The sequence below is a fragment of the Robertmurraya siralis genome, assembly GCF_005502275.1.
Lineage (GTDB): Bacteria > Bacillota > Bacilli > Bacillales > Cytobacillaceae > Robertmurraya > Robertmurraya siralis.
The window spans coordinates 50695-67702 of record NZ_SWLZ01000010.1; the positions used below are offsets into that span (position 1 = coordinate 50695).

Annotated in this window: 13 protein-coding genes, 1 pseudogene and 1 other annotated feature; of the genes and pseudogenes, 3 read left to right on the top strand and 11 right to left on the bottom strand. The window is 38.2% G+C overall.

The annotated features are described in order from the left end of the window. Window positions 1-3 precede the first annotated feature (3 nt). Window positions 4-1506: a glycerol kinase GlpK gene (glpK, locus tag FCJ93_RS13280; protein WP_137743905.1), complete on the top strand. Its 1503-nt coding sequence runs from the start codon at window positions 4-6 to the stop codon at window positions 1504-1506. Window positions 1507-1666: 160 nt separating this feature from the next. Here glpK and FCJ93_RS13285 read toward each other — a convergent pair whose 3' ends face one another. The 6 genes from FCJ93_RS13285 to FCJ93_RS13310 form a co-directional block, all read right to left on the bottom strand. Continuing rightward, window positions 1667-2101 carry an SRPBCC family protein gene (locus FCJ93_RS13285; RefSeq protein ID WP_095310768.1) on the bottom strand — a complete coding sequence of 145 codons (435 nt, stop codon included), beginning with the start codon at window positions 2099-2101 and terminating at the stop codon, window positions 1667-1669. Between the two features lie 92 nt (window positions 2102-2193). Further along, complete coding sequence (locus tag FCJ93_RS13290; RefSeq protein WP_235879478.1) at window positions 2194-3084, bottom strand: putative RNA methyltransferase; 891 nt, start codon at window positions 3082-3084, stop codon at window positions 2194-2196. A gap of 295 nt (window positions 3085-3379) precedes the next feature. Then, complete coding sequence (proS, locus tag FCJ93_RS13295; protein WP_137743906.1) at window positions 3380-4816, bottom strand: proline--tRNA ligase; 1437 nt, start codon at window positions 4814-4816, stop codon at window positions 3380-3382. A gap of 53 nt (window positions 4817-4869) precedes the next feature. Next, window positions 4870-5079 (bottom strand) — a binding site (T-box leader). 96 nt (window positions 5080-5175) lie between these two features. After that, a complete protein-coding gene (locus tag FCJ93_RS13300) occupies window positions 5176-5886 on the bottom strand; it encodes an ABC transporter permease (RefSeq protein ID WP_095310772.1) in 711 nt (236 codons plus the stop codon). Then, window positions 5879-6589: an ABC transporter ATP-binding protein gene (locus tag FCJ93_RS13305; protein WP_137743907.1), complete on the bottom strand. Its 711-nt coding sequence runs from the start codon at window positions 6587-6589 to the stop codon at window positions 5879-5881. The genes FCJ93_RS13300 and FCJ93_RS13305 overlap by 8 nt, the downstream gene beginning before the upstream one ends. Window positions 6590-6657: 68 nt before the next feature. After that, window positions 6658-7194, bottom strand: a complete 537-nt coding sequence (locus FCJ93_RS13310; protein WP_095310775.1) for a PadR family transcriptional regulator — start codon at window positions 7192-7194, stop codon at window positions 6658-6660. A 234-nt stretch (window positions 7195-7428) separates the two neighbouring features. Between FCJ93_RS13310 and FCJ93_RS13315 the strand changes: the two genes are divergently transcribed. After that, window positions 7429-7779, top strand: a complete 351-nt coding sequence (locus FCJ93_RS13315; protein WP_328592007.1) for a potassium transporter TrkG — start codon at window positions 7429-7431, stop codon at window positions 7777-7779. A gap of 131 nt (window positions 7780-7910) precedes the next feature. Here the strand turns inward: FCJ93_RS13315 and FCJ93_RS13320 are convergent, their stop codons facing one another. The 5 genes and pseudogenes from FCJ93_RS13320 to FCJ93_RS13340 all read right to left on the bottom strand — a co-directional run bounded on the left by FCJ93_RS13320 (window position 7911) and on the right by FCJ93_RS13340 (window position 14877). After that, window positions 7911-8555 (bottom strand): YdeI/OmpD-associated family protein, encoded by a 645-nt coding sequence (locus FCJ93_RS13320; protein WP_137743908.1) that lies wholly within the window; start codon window positions 8553-8555, stop codon window positions 7911-7913. A gap of 43 nt (window positions 8556-8598) precedes the next feature. After that, on the bottom strand, window positions 8599-8967 hold the full coding sequence (locus tag FCJ93_RS13325) for an iron chaperone (protein ID WP_095310887.1): 369 nt from the start codon (window positions 8965-8967) through the stop codon (window positions 8599-8601). 668 nt (window positions 8968-9635) lie between these two features. After that, window positions 9636-9764, bottom strand: a pseudogene (locus tag FCJ93_RS13330) (hypothetical protein); the annotation flags it as partial. Between the two features lie 146 nt (window positions 9765-9910). Beyond that, window positions 9911-10741 (bottom strand): glycerophosphodiester phosphodiesterase, encoded by an 831-nt coding sequence (locus FCJ93_RS13335; RefSeq protein WP_095310781.1) that lies wholly within the window; start codon window positions 10739-10741, stop codon window positions 9911-9913. A gap of 446 nt (window positions 10742-11187) precedes the next feature. After that, window positions 11188-14877 carry a hemoblobin-interacting domain-containing protein gene (locus FCJ93_RS13340; protein ID WP_137743909.1) on the bottom strand — a complete coding sequence of 1230 codons (3690 nt, stop codon included), beginning with the start codon at window positions 14875-14877 and terminating at the stop codon, window positions 11188-11190. 428 nt (window positions 14878-15305) lie between these two features. Here FCJ93_RS13340 and FCJ93_RS13345 point away from each other — a divergent pair, with 428 nt between their 5' ends. After that, window positions 15306-16889 carry an alpha/beta hydrolase gene (locus tag FCJ93_RS13345; RefSeq protein ID WP_137743910.1) on the top strand — a complete coding sequence of 528 codons (1584 nt, stop codon included), beginning with the start codon at window positions 15306-15308 and terminating at the stop codon, window positions 16887-16889. Window positions 16890-17008: the final 119 nt, after the last annotated feature.

Here is a 17008-nt window from a genome sequence, read left to right on the forward strand (position 1 = left end):
GCATTGAAGCAAACCTATTTGCTAGCACTCGATCAAAGTACATCTGGAACAAAGGCTCTTCTTATTAATAAAGAAGGACAAATTGTAAAAAAGAGTTCCAAGCCTCATAAACAGTTTTACCCACAAGCTGGTTGGGTAGAACATGACCCTAACGAAATTTACGAGAATGTGAAAGAGCTTATAAAAAAGGTCCTAGCTGAAGCTAGCGTATCCTTCGGAGAGATTTCAGCCTTGACTATTACCAATCAAAGAGAAACAGCTTTAATTTGGGATGCTGAAACAGGGCAGCCTATACACCGAGCCATTGTTTGGCAATGCCGCAGAACTGCTGAAATCTGCGAAGAATATAAATCATCCGGCCAAGAACCTCTTATTACTTCTAAAACAGGGTTGCTTTTAGATCCTTATTTTTCAGCAACCAAGTGGAAATGGCTCTTAAACCTTATTAAGAACCAAGAAATCATCGGTCAGTGGAGAGCAGGTACCATTGATAGCTGGCTCATTTGGAAATTAACTGGCGGAACTGTTCATGCAACTGATTACACAAATGCCAGCAGAACCTTATTGTTTAATATCCATTCCCTTCAATGGGACCCAGAGCTTATTCAGCTGTTTGAATTAGAGGAATTGCTTTTACCAGAAGTACGAGCATCTGATGACCTTTTCGGCTATGTCACAGATCCCGATTTAGTTGAAGCAGGGATTTCACTACCTATTTGCGGGGTCATGGGAGATTCTCAGGCCGCCCTATTTGCCCAGCGCTGCACAGAGACCGGTATGGGGAAAGCGACATATGGTACAGGTTCCTCCGTTCTCATGAACGTTGGCTCGGAACCAGTTACAGGCACACACGGACTGGTGTCAGCACTGGCATGGAAACTGAAAAACGAAACCCGATATGCACTAGAAGGAATTATTCATACAAGTGGGGATACAATTAAATGGGCACGCGATAATATGAACCTGTTTCAGACCTTCGAAGAGCTGGAAGAGTTAACCTCTTCTATTCAAGATACAGAAGGAGTCTATGTGATCCCTGCCTTCGTTGGTCTTGGCGCTCCTTACTGGAGACCGAATGCCAGAGCAGCCATCTTGGGAATGAACCGTTCCACAACCCGCTCTCACATACTCCGGGCCTGCTTAGAAAGCATCGCTTATCAAATTCGTGATGTGGTTGACCTGATGAGTCATGAAACAGGAATCAAATTATATGAATTACGAGCAGACGGCGGTGCCTCAAAAAATAAAATGCTGATGCAGCTTCAATCGGAGTTTCTAGGGAAAACCGTTGTTACGACAAAGGCCGCAGAACTGTCAGCTCTCGGTGCCTCATACGCCGGTGGTTTAGGGATAGGCTTCTGGACAGAAGAAAACCTCGACCAAATTTACCAAATGGAAGACGAATATTTCCCTAACTGGAAAGACACAGAACGAGAAAGCAAGTATGAAGGCTGGAAAACAGCGGTAGCGTCGATTATGGATTACAAGATGCCTGCTTCTAAATAAGAATACGGTCGAAGCGAAAGACCATCTTTGAATGGCGGTCTTTCGCTTCGTACTATTTCTTAAAAATCTTACCCCCTTAAAGTAAGCAGATGTTTATTTTTAAATCTCTACCCTTAAGGGAGCATGTCATGATTCCAAGTTTTTTTGAGTGCAATGACAGTTATAGACTTTCTGCTAGTCCTTTGATCACATGTTTTGAGTTCGATGCAAATTCAACGGAGGCATCATAATACATTTGGCCGTTTTCGATAAGTGAAAAATCACCAATTTCGATTTTTAAAAGAGTACTGCCATTTCGTTCTTCTAAGTTGTAGCGATACGCTACGTCCCCTTCATCCGGCTGCACTTCCCAATTAGATTGGTATAAAGCAATTTGCAGTTCCTTCATTTCCTCTGCTTTTATAATCGTCGTTATTGTTTTCTCACCGTTATGTTCCCAAACAACTTCACTTCCCTTCGACATATCCTCACTCGGATAATCCTCAGGAAGTTCATCCCACTGTGCCACATATTTTGGGGTAATCAGGACCTTCCAGACCTTTGCAGGGGGTGCATCAATAAGTACTTCATCTCTTACAATCAGTTCTGCAGTCATTATTTATTCCTCCATTTACTTCTTTCTATTACACCATCGTACATAAAAAACTTTAAGGCAATATTCCCTCCTTAAAAGTTTTTTAAATTCAATTACTTTCTGCCAATCATAATTTCTAGATCAATGGTCACTTCTATACTTTCCTTTTCTAAAAAAGATGCAGCTTGCTTATCTGTTATCCCCCATGTTAAAGGCGTCATTTGAACTAATGGCCAGATTAACGGTCCATTTAAATGATCACGATAACGCAGCCTTGAGCTGTCCACAAAACGAAAACTATCTTGAAATCTTTCCACAGTCTCTTCGTTTGAATAGGTTTGCTTTTCTGTTTCATGAAAGAAATAATCCCTTAACTCTTTTAAATAATCAGTTTGAGGGATCACTTTTATGACAAGTCCGTCCTCCTTCAACAATCTATTAAATTCAGCATAATTAGAGGGAGATAAGATGTTGAGAATCACATCGAATTGCTTGTTAATAAAAGGAGTACGTGCTAAATCCGCCACAGCCCATAACTTATTTTCAGAATAATTTTTAGCAGCAACCACAACTCCTTCTTTCGCTAAGTCAATACCTACTCCTACCACTTTTTTATTACCCTTGGCTGATACTAAATCACAAATACTAGCAAGATGGGAACCTTCTCCACAGCCCATATCAATAATGGACAGCTCTTTTTTTGCTTGAATTCCCTCTTTATTGATTAGTTTTGCTATCGTCTCGACTACCGGTTTGAAAAATGTTGATTCTGTCATTAGTGTTCTTCGCGCTTCAAAAAGTTCCTTACTATATTTCGTTTTTATTTGACCCGTCGTTAAATTAATATACCCTTGCTTTGCAAAATCGAAAGTATGCTGATTGGAACAAACTAAACTTTTTAATTCGAAAACCTTCATCGAAGAATGACAAATGGGACAAGCAAACAGAAATAGATGCTTGCTTACAAACTCCGCACTCATCATTCTTTTATTTTTTGGTAACAAAGAATTCACCTCATTCATTCGTATTCAATAAATGAAAAAGGCATAGACAAATAAACCCTCTTTTCGTTTTCAAAAAAAACAAAATTTGGGTCCATAAACTATCTATACCTCTTCTTATCTATAACGAATGAACTGAATAATCATAGTGATAACACCCTGTTACATACAATTATAGGGCTTCACCCCACATCATTATCATACCAAGGGACGGAGATATATGTAAATTTAATTATTCCATAATTGGACGACAAAAAACCAACCTCTTTACGAAAGAAGTTGGCTTTTTATTTTCCGATTAATACGCACGAGCAAACCAGACGGTATGTTTCGCTTTTTGTCCGCAGCAGATACAAGTGCTTTTTGTTGTCGGTGGGTTAAATGGAATGTTACGAGTTGTAAATTTCGTTTGTTCCTTCACCTTTTCTTCACAAGCATCATCCCCACACCAACCAGCTAAGATCCAACCAGGAATCGTTTCATTTTGTTCTGATTCGGCTAAATGCTGTTCTAACTGCTCAAGCGTATCGATATGTGTATGTGAGTTCGCTGCACGGAAGGCTTTTGCTTTTTCGAATAGGCGCGTTTGCATCGTCTCCAATTCTTTTTCAACCGCCTCAATGACAGATTCTAACGGGACAGAAACTTTATCCCCTTCATCACGTGCTTTCATTAAGGCTTGATTATTTTCTAAATCACGAGGGCCGAGCTCAATTCGTACTGGAACTCCTTTTAATTCCCACTCATTAAACTTAAACCCTGGTGATTGATCGCTGTCATCAAGACGGACACGAATTCCTTTTGCTTTTAGAGCTGCAAAAATCTCATCTAATTTCTCCATAATAGCAGGATTCTTTTTCCAAGGGCCTACAGGAATAAGCACTACTTGCGTTGGAGCAATTCTTGGTGGTAATACAAGTCCTTGCTCATCGCCATGGACCATAATAACGGAGCCAATTAAACGAGTCGATGTCCCCCAAGACGTTGTATGAACATATGTGTGTTTATTTTCTTTCGTTAAATATTTAATATCGAATGCTTCTGCAAACTTTGTCCCTAAATAATGGGAAGTACCAGCTTGTACAGCTTTTCCATCCTGCATCATCGCTTCGATGGAATAGGTGTCAACAGCACCAGCAAAACGCTCTGATGGTGTCTTTTGACCATCATAAACAGGGATGGCCAACAGTCCTTCTACGACTTCCTTATAGATATTTAGCATTTGCATTGTTTCTTTACGAGCATCTTCTTCATCGACATGTGCCGTATGACCTTCCTGCCATAAAAACTCAGACGTACGAATGAATGGCAGTGTCTTTTTCTCCCAACGGAACACATTTGCCCATTGGTTGATTAAAACTGGTAGATCGCGATAACTTTTAATCCAGTCAGAATAAAGGTGACCAATCATCGTTTCAGAAGTTGGACGAAGCGCTAAACGCTCTTCTAATTTCTCTCCTGCCGCTTCCGTTACCCAAGGTAATTCTGGTGAGAAGCCCTCGATATGATCCTTTTCCTTTTGGAAAAACGATTCAGGAATTAGCATTGGGAAGTAGGCATTGCGATGACCAGTTTCTTTGAAACGTCTGTCCATTTCAGCCTGGATATGTTCCCATAATTCATAGCCATCTGGCTTAAACGCGATACAGCCACGAACAGGTGTATAATCCATTAAATCCGCTTTTTGGATGGTGTCAATATACCATTTTGAAAAATCTTTTGTTTTTTGAGACATGTTCTTTCCTCCTGAAAAAATAATATGACCTAAAAAAAGCATAAAGAGTCCTATATAAGGACGTCTTTACGCTTATAGACGTGGTACCACCTTAGTTCGACATAAAAATTTTATGCCCTCTAACGTTTTTAACGAAACGACTCGGTTAGGTTTACTAACTTCTCCGTGGTAGGTTTCAATAAGGAGAGGTGATATAGCTTTCAGCCAAGGCTATATTTTCTGGTTCACAATCCTTATTTACTTGATCACATCATTGAATACATATTTGAAATTACTATATCAATTTGCGGAGCGGAATTCAATCTTTGTTGTAAAATACATTTTTATAAGCTACTTTGAACTCCTCCTAAATGGCAAACTCAAGTCTCCTTCATTCGAAAAGTTTTGATCGAGATTATAAGAGTGATGACTAAAAATACGAAAAGAACCGCAACGGAAACTAAATAATCAGCATAGTTAGTCGCTAAGATAGAACGATAACCGTTTTGTAGCCACTCAACAGGGTTAATCCAGCTAAGCCATTGAACCACCATAGGAGAATTGCCAAGCTTAAAAAAGATGCTGCTGCAGAGAAAAAGAGGAATCATCACGAGATTCGAACTAATGCTTAATTGTCCTTCATTTTTAGGAAAGCTTGAAAGTATGAAACCCATTAAGGTAAATATGGCGGAGCCGATAAAGAAAAAGGGTATAAACAATACAAACTGTAATGCTGATATTTTCAAATCAAATATGCTATTTTCACTATACAACAACAGAGTCGAAACCGTGCAAGCAATGACAGTCTGGCTAATGGTAATACTACTAAGGTATTTCCATAAAGAAAAAGGAGTGATCGTCAATAAATCAAAAACACCACGCTTCCTTTGCGCAAAAATGGAAAATGAGTTCGTTGTACAACAATAGAAAAAGATGCTCATCGTTATGAGACCAACTAATATATTTTCATTTACATTTACTTCAAAGATAGCCAAGGACACAAGTGTAGCAAATGGTAAAAAAATGGACCAGAATAAGAGATAGAAATCCTTTATATCCTTTTCAAGTGAAATCCGAATAATATTAGCCATTTTGATTCTCCTTTTTGATTAATTGATAATATAGTTCTTCAAAACCTGATACACCATGTTTCTTAAGGATGGTTTCCAGTCCCCCATCTTCTAACAACTTCCCTCGATCCATTATTAAGATTCGATCAGCTGTATTACGGACTTCTAACATATCATGGGAGGAGAATAAAACACTTTTACCTTGCGACTTTAAACGACGAATCATGTTTTGAACCTCTCGCTGTCCGCTTGGGTCAAGACCTGCTGTAGGCTCATCTAGAATTACCAAGTCTGGGTTGTGCAGCGTTGTGATACTAATAGCCAACCTTTTTTGTTGACCTAGTGATAACTTGGAAGCTAACGTATTCTTTACATCCAATAGACTATAATTTTTCAATATCTCTGCAATCTTTTCATTTGTCAGCCTTGACTGATAAAAAGTACTAAACAGCTTTAAATTGTTTTCCACACTAAAGCCTTCAAAAAAAGGTGTTGTTTGCAGCTGTGCACCGACTTTTTTATTAAAGTCTTTTGACCGTCTCTTAATCATTCCTTTATCAGGTTCAGTTATCCCTAAGACCATACGAATCGTGGTCGTTTTTCCACAACCGTTAGAACCAATTAATGCAATAATTTCGTTAGAATAAATCGAAAAATTCAATTCATTGATTACTTTTCTACCTTTAAAGCTTTTCTCAACATTTATAAATTCAATTAGCTTCATACATACTCTCCTTTGTATAATCAACTTTGACTATTTAGTGAAAATCAAAGCCACTATAAATGGCTTTGTTATTTTTGTTCAATAATGGCAATAGTAGCCTCAATAAGCTTAATCTGCGATTCAATCATTTCAAACATATGATTAAACACCACATTAGTTAATTGTGGAATTTCTCCTTGCAATGCTTTTTCTTTCTCTGTTAGACCACTTTTGACAGCTTGAGATTCAAGGATTAATTTTTCCTTATTTTTCGTTAGTTGTTCAATCGCTTCATCCTTAGGAAGTTGATAAGCAAGAGAAAGCCCAGAATATAAATCAGTGGGATAATTCACCTTTGAACTGCCAAGACACTCTAAAGCTAATTCTTTTTGATAGGCCTCTCCACTAGGGGTAATTTTATAAATAGCTTTTTGTCGGTGACCGCTACTTTCAATACTGGCCACTTCAATATACCCCTCTTTTTCAAGCTTTTTGAGAGCATTGTAAATCGAGCCTGGCAATACCCCAGCCCATCTTTGTGCATCATTCAGTTCAAGCATCGATTTAATTTCATAACCTGACATTCGCTGTATACTGAGCATAGCTAATACTAATAGTTTTGTCACTGGAAATACTCCTTTGTTTATTCAACGTTGAATATATAAAAAAGTTTAAGCATTTATTCACCGATTGTCAACAACTAAGGATTATTTTTTTCTCTTTTCAATGGAGGCTTCAAAACATACTAACAACACTCGGTATCCCGAACCTAGTCTCATTGTAAGGGTGCCAAAAAAGGAAAGAACAAAGCAAACATCTCTGAAAATAATATAGTTATCATACTCTCTGTTATTACTTTTATAAGAGAAAAGCAAAATATAACGGTAGGGAGAAGAGCCATTAAGGAAAAGGTGGTTTTTCGCTCTTTGGCTATTTTAACCATCAGTGCTAGCTTTATTTTTTTAGCCATCGTTACCTTAAATATAACTGAACCGCTGCCTTTTTTGAAATTACTGTTTGAAGTCATTTCCGCCTTCGGGACTGTAGGTCTATCGATGGGATTCACAGGAGATATATCAACGATTGGAAAATTGATCATTATTTTTGTTATGTTTTTTGGTAAATTAGGTCCACTTACTCTCGCATTTTCTCTAGCGCAACCGGAAATTGAAAAAATAAAATACCCTAGTGAGGATGTTCTAACTGGTTAACCTCATTTTTTAAAAGTAAGAATGGGCTTACTTGATAGATATGATATGCTCCCCTTAAGGTAAAATAGGTTTTTATTTGTCTATCTAAGGGAGAGCATATTAATTGGATGTCAGCCCTTCTTGCTTTTTTATCAAGCGTTCTTATGGGAGCCGTCACAATTAGGCATTCTTTTGGATAATCCACAAATGCAATCCTTTAAGCCTTTTCCCATAAGAATACGTTCCATCGATTTTTCAATTCTTGTCTCACGAGTTTTCGATTGCTTTGCTTGAGAAAAATACTGGAGATACCCCTTTTGTCGTCCAGGAGTTAAAGATGCAAAAGCAGCTTTCAAATCAGGCATTTCAGCAAATTTTTTCTCCAATTCTTCAGGGACGCTAAATTCGTTTTTCTCCTTTAAGGCTACTTCCAATCCAGCCTTTTCAACTTCAATCGCCTCATTTATATACTCTTTTATGATAGGCTCCAATTCAACAATTTCTTGAAGCTTCGTAAAACGAAGCTGGCGTGCAGCCTGCACATTCTCCGTTTGTTGGATCAGGATGCCGTGCTTATCTTTCAATAGAGCCCCTTTATGAAAAAGAATTGCACAATACTCCTTGAATCCATGGAATAAAAAGATATTCTTTCCATTGAGCGTGTAACAAGGGTGCATCCACTTAAAATCCTCTCTCAATCCACTAGCAAGAGCAATCTCTCGCAACTTCACAAATTCTTCCTTCCACTGTGTAGCTTTACTCAAAAACTCATCAACCTTTGGGTTACGAGTTGTCATGTCGAAACACCCCTCTTCTTTCTAGTTAAGAGACTCAGACTGTTCATCGCCAAAATTTAGTATAATCAGCTTTATCCTCTATATTAAATTCAATCATTTTCTCCAATAGCTCGTAATGAACAGGCTCAGTCCATTGAATTCGAAACAAACCTTTTGTAGCACTATATCCGGCCTGTGCAATATCATCCGCAAATCGCTCTATACCTGCTTCTTCAGGTGATATGCTCAGATGCTTCTTTGCTATTGATAAACCAATGATGTAGGTGCCGTGGTCAGAGAACATCGGTGTATTCCACTTGAATTCCGGTTTTAAATTAGGGAATCTTTCTGCTATCCATGTTAAAATAGCTTCAGTTCGTTCTCGATGCTCAGGATGATCAATACCTGCTAAATACTTTTCAAATATCTTCATACTTTCCCTCATAAAAAACTAGCCCCTTTGTCATGATAAATTTGCTGAAAAATGCACTATATGCTTATCTATTTTCTACTATATATTTTACTGCCTTACCAGTCAAAAAGGCATTCTAACAAAAAAAAGCCTTCCATTTTAAATGGAAGGTTCAGACTGTCGACAACATCCATCGAAAGGGCTCCCTATCGATGGATGTTATCATTTTTGGATTGAAATTGCGCTAAAAACGTTGATTTCCTCTCCAGATGCTTGCTTTCCGGGGGGCGTGCGCCGAGCCTCCTCCTCACGGATGCTCGTGTGGGGTCTCGGCTGTCACGCTATTAAAGCCGCTGAAAACTATCAATTTTTTTAATTTCAATCCACACACAAAGGGAGACCTAAGCAACCAATTATATGAGCATGGAGTGGATTATATTTCAATCCACTCCCTCACACAAAGGGAGACCGCAACATCTTGTAATCAACTAATACTTTGACACAAGATGTTGTGTAGCTCTCAACTCTAAAGTGTTCAAGGTCCACGATCCACTTACAAAAACAGGAAAATTAACGAAAAATCTCGGAAAACCTACCGGGGTTTTCATGTTCACTTCAGGTTTTCCAGTGCCGTCCCGCTATTCCCCAAGTTAAGCGTCTTCCGCTTCCATCAACTCGTTTGGCACCCCTCAAGCAGGTTGCCAAGTCCAAATGGCAATGTTCTTTAAGTTCATGGTAGCAAACGTAAGCATCGTCTGCATAGAATTATTTTTAAGACCTCGTAGGGTTGTCCATCGCATCCGCAAACCCCGCCCGCGCCACCCGAAGTGGAAATCAACCTACGCAATTTAGTTAATTCTATTATAAAAGAAAAAAGAGTGTAGACAAACTCGAAAATCTTCGAGTTTGTTTACACTCTGGCCTCTCGCATAAAAGCGAGAGGTCTTCTCAAGTATCAGCCCCATTAATTACGCGGATCAACATAATCTGGATAATCCGTTATGATCGCATCAACGCCCATTTCAAATAAGAAATCTGCCGCTTCTGGCGTCCGTACTGTCCATGAACCAATTTTCATTCCAAGGGAGTGCACTTGCTCTACCAATTCTTTTGTTACAATGCCGTAGCTTGGGTTAAACCAGTCTGCATAGGTTGAAAACTCCTGCAAAGCTTCGACCGTCGTATCTGCACGATTAGATGTTAAGACACCAATCGGAATTCGTGGGAGAAGCTCATTCACCTTCTTTACCGATTCAAAATTAAAAGATTGAATGATGATTTTATTATTTTTCGATTTATCCATGTTACGCTTTTTTAATGCCTCGGCTACTTGTGCTTCAATTCCTGGGTAAAGCTCAGGTGCCTTCAATTCTACTAAAATTCCAATTTTCCCACGATAACGATCGAGAATTTCATCGAAAGTCGGGATTAACTCTCCCGCAAATTCTGATCCAAACCAGCTTCCTGCATCAAGTTTGCGAAGCTGCTCCAAAGTTAATTCTCCAACTCTTCCCGTTCCATTTGTTGTGCGGTTCACAGTTGTATCATGAATCAATACCAGTTCACCATCTTTACTTCTTTGCACGTCGATTTCGATATAGTCCGCCTTCATATCAACTGCTAAATCGAAAGCAGCAATCGTATTTTCAGGGGCATAGCCTGATGCACCACGATGTGCAACATTATCGACCTTTTTTCTCTCCCCTTCTGTTATGCCATCTGCAAAAGCCTGACTAAATGGGGTCAAAAACAATGTCAACGCAACCCCTGTCCCTATCAACCATTTTTTACTCAATTGAACCATCTCCTATCTAGAATTTGTATTCAACTGTATTCTAGAAAAGGGATGTTAAACTAGTATAGAGATATATTTATGGCTTCATAAAGACTATATGAACAAAACTCCGCCTTATTTCTTACGTTTTTTTACAAACTTTGCGCAAAATTGCTAGAATGGGTACACTTTACTGCTGCTTATTCCTTATATAATCCGGCATTCAATTGATATTTGTACAGCAAAAGTTGAAATAATATATTATTAGGTATACTTGAATTCTATTAACTGCTTCAGCTTACTCCGTAACCCAAAAGAATATCCTCGACAAAAATCAATTGGAATGCATTTCAAAAAAATGGTTAATGTCAAATTCACTCTTGCTTATTACAAAGACTGTTTAAAACCTTCATTGAATCATTTCAAAATGAGTCAAAGAAACGATTCCTTGCTCACTAAAACAGACATCACTGCGTCACTGTTACAAAAAGTGTTCCCCTAACATATCCGTTTGCTGCAATGGAGAATTCGTAAATTCCAGGTGGATAATCACGTCCTTCAACATCCAATATGATCTTGCCTGCTTCTATCGTATTGAGCTTGTATTTCCCAAGCCATCTTTTATGTGTCATATCCCAAATATCCGTAATACTTTCACGCCATTTTGGGTCATCTACAAAAGTTGCTTGGAATATATTCACTCCGATAACTTCTCCTGTTAAAACTGGAGGTTTAGGGGGCATTGGAACTTCCAATAATACCATTGCCGGTGGGTATCCAGTTGCATGAAAAGAAAGAGCGTAAGTACCTGGAACATAATAGTAGGATTTTAAGTTTATGCGTAATTTTCCCGGTATACTTCTATCTACCTCACTTAGATGAATGGGAGTCCCAGTTGTTTCATTATATACATTAGTGATGTTATTTCTCCATTCTGCATTATCTGGGAAAATGAAATCGAATATATTTGGTTCAACGATTTCCACAGTTAATTCAGGCGATTTGGGCTCTGGTATTTCAGGCTCTGGTATTTCTACCTCAACTGATACATTATCGTAACCTGGGGCTTGAAGAAAGAAACTTACCTTTCCTGATAAAGATGTCGAACCAAGTTTTAGAATCACTCTCCCCGGCTGGCTGACATCTAATTTAGTACGAAGAAAGTATTGACCGTTTGTGTTATCGTACACTTGAGTTATACTATTTCTCCAGTCCGGATTATCATAAAATTCAAAGACAATTTCATTGCTTTCTGTCACATAGGCAGATACTACATTAGGTGGCAAGTCATACTCGGGTATTTCCACAAAAAAAACTGCCCGTTCATACCCACTAGCGTCAACAGAGAACCCATGCCTTCCTGGCCCATAAGATTTACCTTCCACATTTAAGATCAATTTGCCTTCTTCTGTTGTGGTAAGCTTTGATTTTCCTAGCCATTCTTCATTTGTTATATCCCAAACATCTACTATACTCTCTCTCCATTTCGGATCATCAGAAAAAGTGGCTTGAAATAGTTCTGGGCCAATTGCCTCACCAGTTAGTGTTGGTGGTGTGAAAGATTCTGGCTTTTCAATCGCTATCCTAACAGGCTCATAGCCTGCTGCTTCTATTCGGAATATATGGACGCCCGTCTCATAAACATATCCAGTTTGTTTTATCGTGATTTTTCCTTCCTGGCTTGTATCGACTTCACCCATATATATAGTTTGTTTTTTGGTTTCATTGTATACATACCTCACTTTTTCACGCCAAGCCGGATCATCTTCAAATTCAATAACAAATTGATTTATACCTGTGACATAGCCTCGTACTTCAGGTGCATCCTTTGGTTTTGGTACGTTTACAGTAAGGACTGCATCCTCATAACCTTCTGCTTTAATTAAAAATTCATAGGTGCCCGGTTGATAGATCCTGCCTTCCACATTCAAGATCAATTTGCCTACTTCTGTTGTGGTAAGCTTTGTTTTTCCAATCCATCTCTCATTAGCTATATCCCAAACATCTGTTATACTTTCTCTCCAGTTTGGGGCATCAGCAAAAGATGCTTGAAACTGTTGCGGACTAAGTACTTCGCCCGTTAAATTAGGTGGAATTAATACTGGCTCTAGTATTTCTATTATAAACTTCGCAGGTTCATATCCCTCAGCATCTACACGGATTGTATGGTTACCCGGCGTAAAATCTACTTTCGAAAGATCCATGATGATGATTCCGGGATTACTTGTATCGACATATGAAAGTGGAATGGATGAACCATTTGTTTCATTGACAATGGAAGTAATGCTTTCTCTCCAGTCACGCTGTTCCTCAAAAGTGACTTCGAATAGTTGTCCATTCAATAATTTTCCTGTCAAAGCAGGGGACTTTCCCCTAATATTATTGACAACTTTTACTTCAATCGGAGCTGAAACAACACCATACTCATTTATTGTGGATAATGTAATAGTATCGTCCTCTTGTAAATCAATATCTGCCATAGAGTATGTAATCTCTTCATCTTCTAATCCTTTTAATGGAATGGATTTGACATGAATGTTGTTCACATCAATTTGAAGAGAATTAGCACCTGAGTGGATGGCCTCAGTAGCAGTAAATATAATTTCTCCTTTTATGTCCACACCTGGATCTAAATCATTAAATCTTACATTCTCTATTGGCTTTACTTCATAGGCATATACAACCTCAACTTCCGAGTGGGCAGAAACTTTGGCATTCCTGTGCATGACAACTACTTTTTTTACCTTAGCGTTATTCGGGATTGAAACTTCTGCGGCATCTTGAACATTGACAAGGTCAATTAAACTGGAACCATCAATTGTGATATTACCATTATTGCTGATTGTTAAAATTCCCATTCTCCCATGGTTCACAAAATGAGAAATATCTGAGTCGGAGATATCCACATCATTTAGTTCTCCATAATTTACGAAAGAATTTCCTGAAACATCTTTTATATACAATGTGCCTAACAATTTTACAGGGTTTTCATACTCGACATCTGCTTTAGGAGTATCAACAACTAAGTCTCCAGTTATTAATCCTTGCTCCGAACCCACTTTGCGAATCTTGACATTTTCTATATTCGATCCCTTAATTGTTAAATCCCTTACTGTATCTACTTCTACATAAATATCCATCTTCGAATCAGTGGTAACGGTTATATCTCCGCCACCTCTCGCCTTGACAACGACAAAGTCATTTCCTCTCGCCACAGCATTTCGAATTGCAGCATCTACTTGCTGCTGGGGAGTTAGAGGTGTAGACCCACCACCGTGAGAAGGTGGCTTCTCTTCCTTTTTTGGATAGCCGATAAAATCACCAATTGTTCGCCCACTCTCTTTTAAAACATATTTCTTGCCTTCAGTTTGAGAAGAAGTGGTCAAAACAACCGTATGATTATCTGTTTTTTCAATATGAACAATTTGTAAATCTGTTATTAAGAAATTTAGTTTTTCAATATCAACATCCGTTTTATACGTTATCTCAACAGAAGTATTACTAATTGCTTTAATCTGCTCAATTTTTTCTGGTCCTTCATAATGATGGACATTATAAATAAACTGTGCTGCTTGAGCACGTGTAACAGGATTTCGAGGTTTAAAACGGCCATTTCCATCCCCCACAACAATTCCATTACTAGCCAAAACTTGAATGTCCTCAGAATAAGGATGTGAATCATCCACATCAGTAAATATCATTTGATTTTCCCGGTTCATCTCCACTTCATAAGTTTTGGCAATTAAATGTGCCAATGTTTGCCGATCAATTACTTGATTAGGATGAAAATATCCACCATTACTCTTAAATATATGGGGAAAGTGTTTTTGTAAAGCAGCCACATGCAAAAAGGCAAATGAGTTTTCAGGTATATCTATAAATGATTGCTTTTCTATACCATCCATATTTAGTTGAAGGGAGTTAGCCAACATTACTGCCAGTTCTCCACGAGTAATATATGCTTCTGGCTTGTATGTGCCATCTGTATACCCACGGACAATTCCTTTTTCTTTCATGTAATCTATCGCTTTTTTTGCCCAGTGAAGATCTGACACATCAGTAAAACTATTAGCTAGTCCCTGCATGGGGGATATAGTTGAAACAGCCAATGACGATACAACAAAAGCAGTGATGAGTTTATGTTGTGTTTGTCCCATACTTGATTAATGATTCCTCACTTTCTATGATTATTTTTTGTTTATGATTTTTGTCTCATTTCCCTCTGGGATCTTTCAATATAAGTGAATGCCTTGTGAAACAGGATTTCACAAGAGACAATATTGTTTTACAAAATCTTTTGCTATAATAAAAACTGTGCTCACGATTACCGACTTCGAAATTAAGTTTAATACGGTACATATAGTAGATTAATATCATAGCTGTGCCCATTTATATGAGTGTTAAAACCTTTCACTTACCCTTTTTCTACCTTCTTCTAACACTCCTTTCATTGAACTGGAAAGACCATCTACAAATCTCTTCTTCTAAGGACTTATGACCTATCGCAAAATCAAAATAGAGTATACCAAATAAAGCGTTACACAAACGCAACAGGCTCCACAAATAGAGAGAAAGGGAAGATACTATGGCATTTCTTAACATTAATGATCGAAAGATACACTATGTATTTCATCCAGCTTATGAAAGAAATTCAGAAACACTAGTACTAATTCATGCAAATGCTGTTGATCTGCGCGCATTTGATTGTATGCTTCCTTATTTAGGAAATTCGTTTAATATCTTAACCTATGACTTAAGAGGTTATGGTATGAGTGACAATGACACCCCTATTGAAGAATTAGCTATTTCCCACTTCGTCACCGATCTAGAAGCACTTCTGCAGCACTTAAAATTAACGAAAGTACATCTTATTGGCTGGCAGATGGGGGCGCTTATAGGAGCTCGCTACACCTCAAAATATCCTGACCATGTTCTTTCACTGACCCTTATGGCTATGCCTTGCCATCCTCCGCACACGATAGAACAAATAAGAGAACACCGAAGTAAATTAGGAACGGGAAAGAGGCAAATTCCACATGAATACTTAGACACCCATGCTACCACGTTACCAAAAGGACATTCGGAGTTGATAAAACTTCGAAACTACGCCGAGACCATTTCCTTTGATCTTTATAAAAAGGTGATGGATTTAACAGTTAGTGCTGATCCTATCTCAGATATTGAAAAAGTAAGCTGTCCTATTCTTATTCTATCTGGTGTGAAAGACGCATTGTTCCCATCCCACTATTTACAGCACCAAACCTTGCATTTGCGACATTGCCGTTTTATCACCGTTCTGAATGCTTCCAGTTTAATTGTGTTGGACCAGCCACTCGTAATAGCTGAAATGATTCTCGATTTTATTGAAGAGTCTCGCAGCGAAAATCAGATAGAAGACCCCTTTATTCAATCAATGGACAACCAAATTTTAGACTATGTTGCCAAAATTCAAGAAGAGAGTCTGAAAAATTCTGAACGTTCAAATGAGTTGAAAGTGAACTTATTACAACAGTTTCAAGTGTTCATAAATGGGGAAGAGATTACAACTGGATGGAATAGGCGCTTTGCGAAGTCCCTTCTACTATTTCTTGTTTTTAACGGTTCCGTATCAAGAGAGCAAATTTGTGAAACCCTTTGGCCAGAAATACCACTTGCTAAAGCTAAAACAAATCTACGTGTATGCTTATCATATTTGCGCAAACAGCTGGCGAGTGAGGAATACTTAGTGGTTGATCGAGAGCGTGTCATGATTAAAGGAAATCTAGTATGCGATGCGAAAACTTTTTTAAAGGAAGTTGAAAATGCTTTAAAGGAATTATCTCCAGATCGAAAAGAACAAAAAGTAAATCAGCTTATTCAGCAATTACCAACAAATTTCCTCGAAACACATCACGATGAATGGTTTATTCAATTACGTACACAAACTGAGGGAAGAATCGCGGACCTTGTTCTTTGGAATGCTGAACAACTTGTACGCAAAGGGGAGTACGCTATTGCTATTCACCAACTAAGTAAAACCATTTCTGTAATCGGTGCCATCGATCTATATCAACCACTCATAACACTTTATGAAAAAGTAGGAAACCAGCAAAAAGCAAACGAATGGAGAAAGCAGATGGCAGATTGGTGGGATATAGAATCAGATCCCGATTCTGGGGCATCACTATAATTCCATAAATTATGATCTATTCACGAATTTAACAAAACATATACTTTGTATATGAATTTTTGCCACTGTATTGAAAAATTAGATTTTATATGTGGTCGATATTTTTATACTTCTCGTTT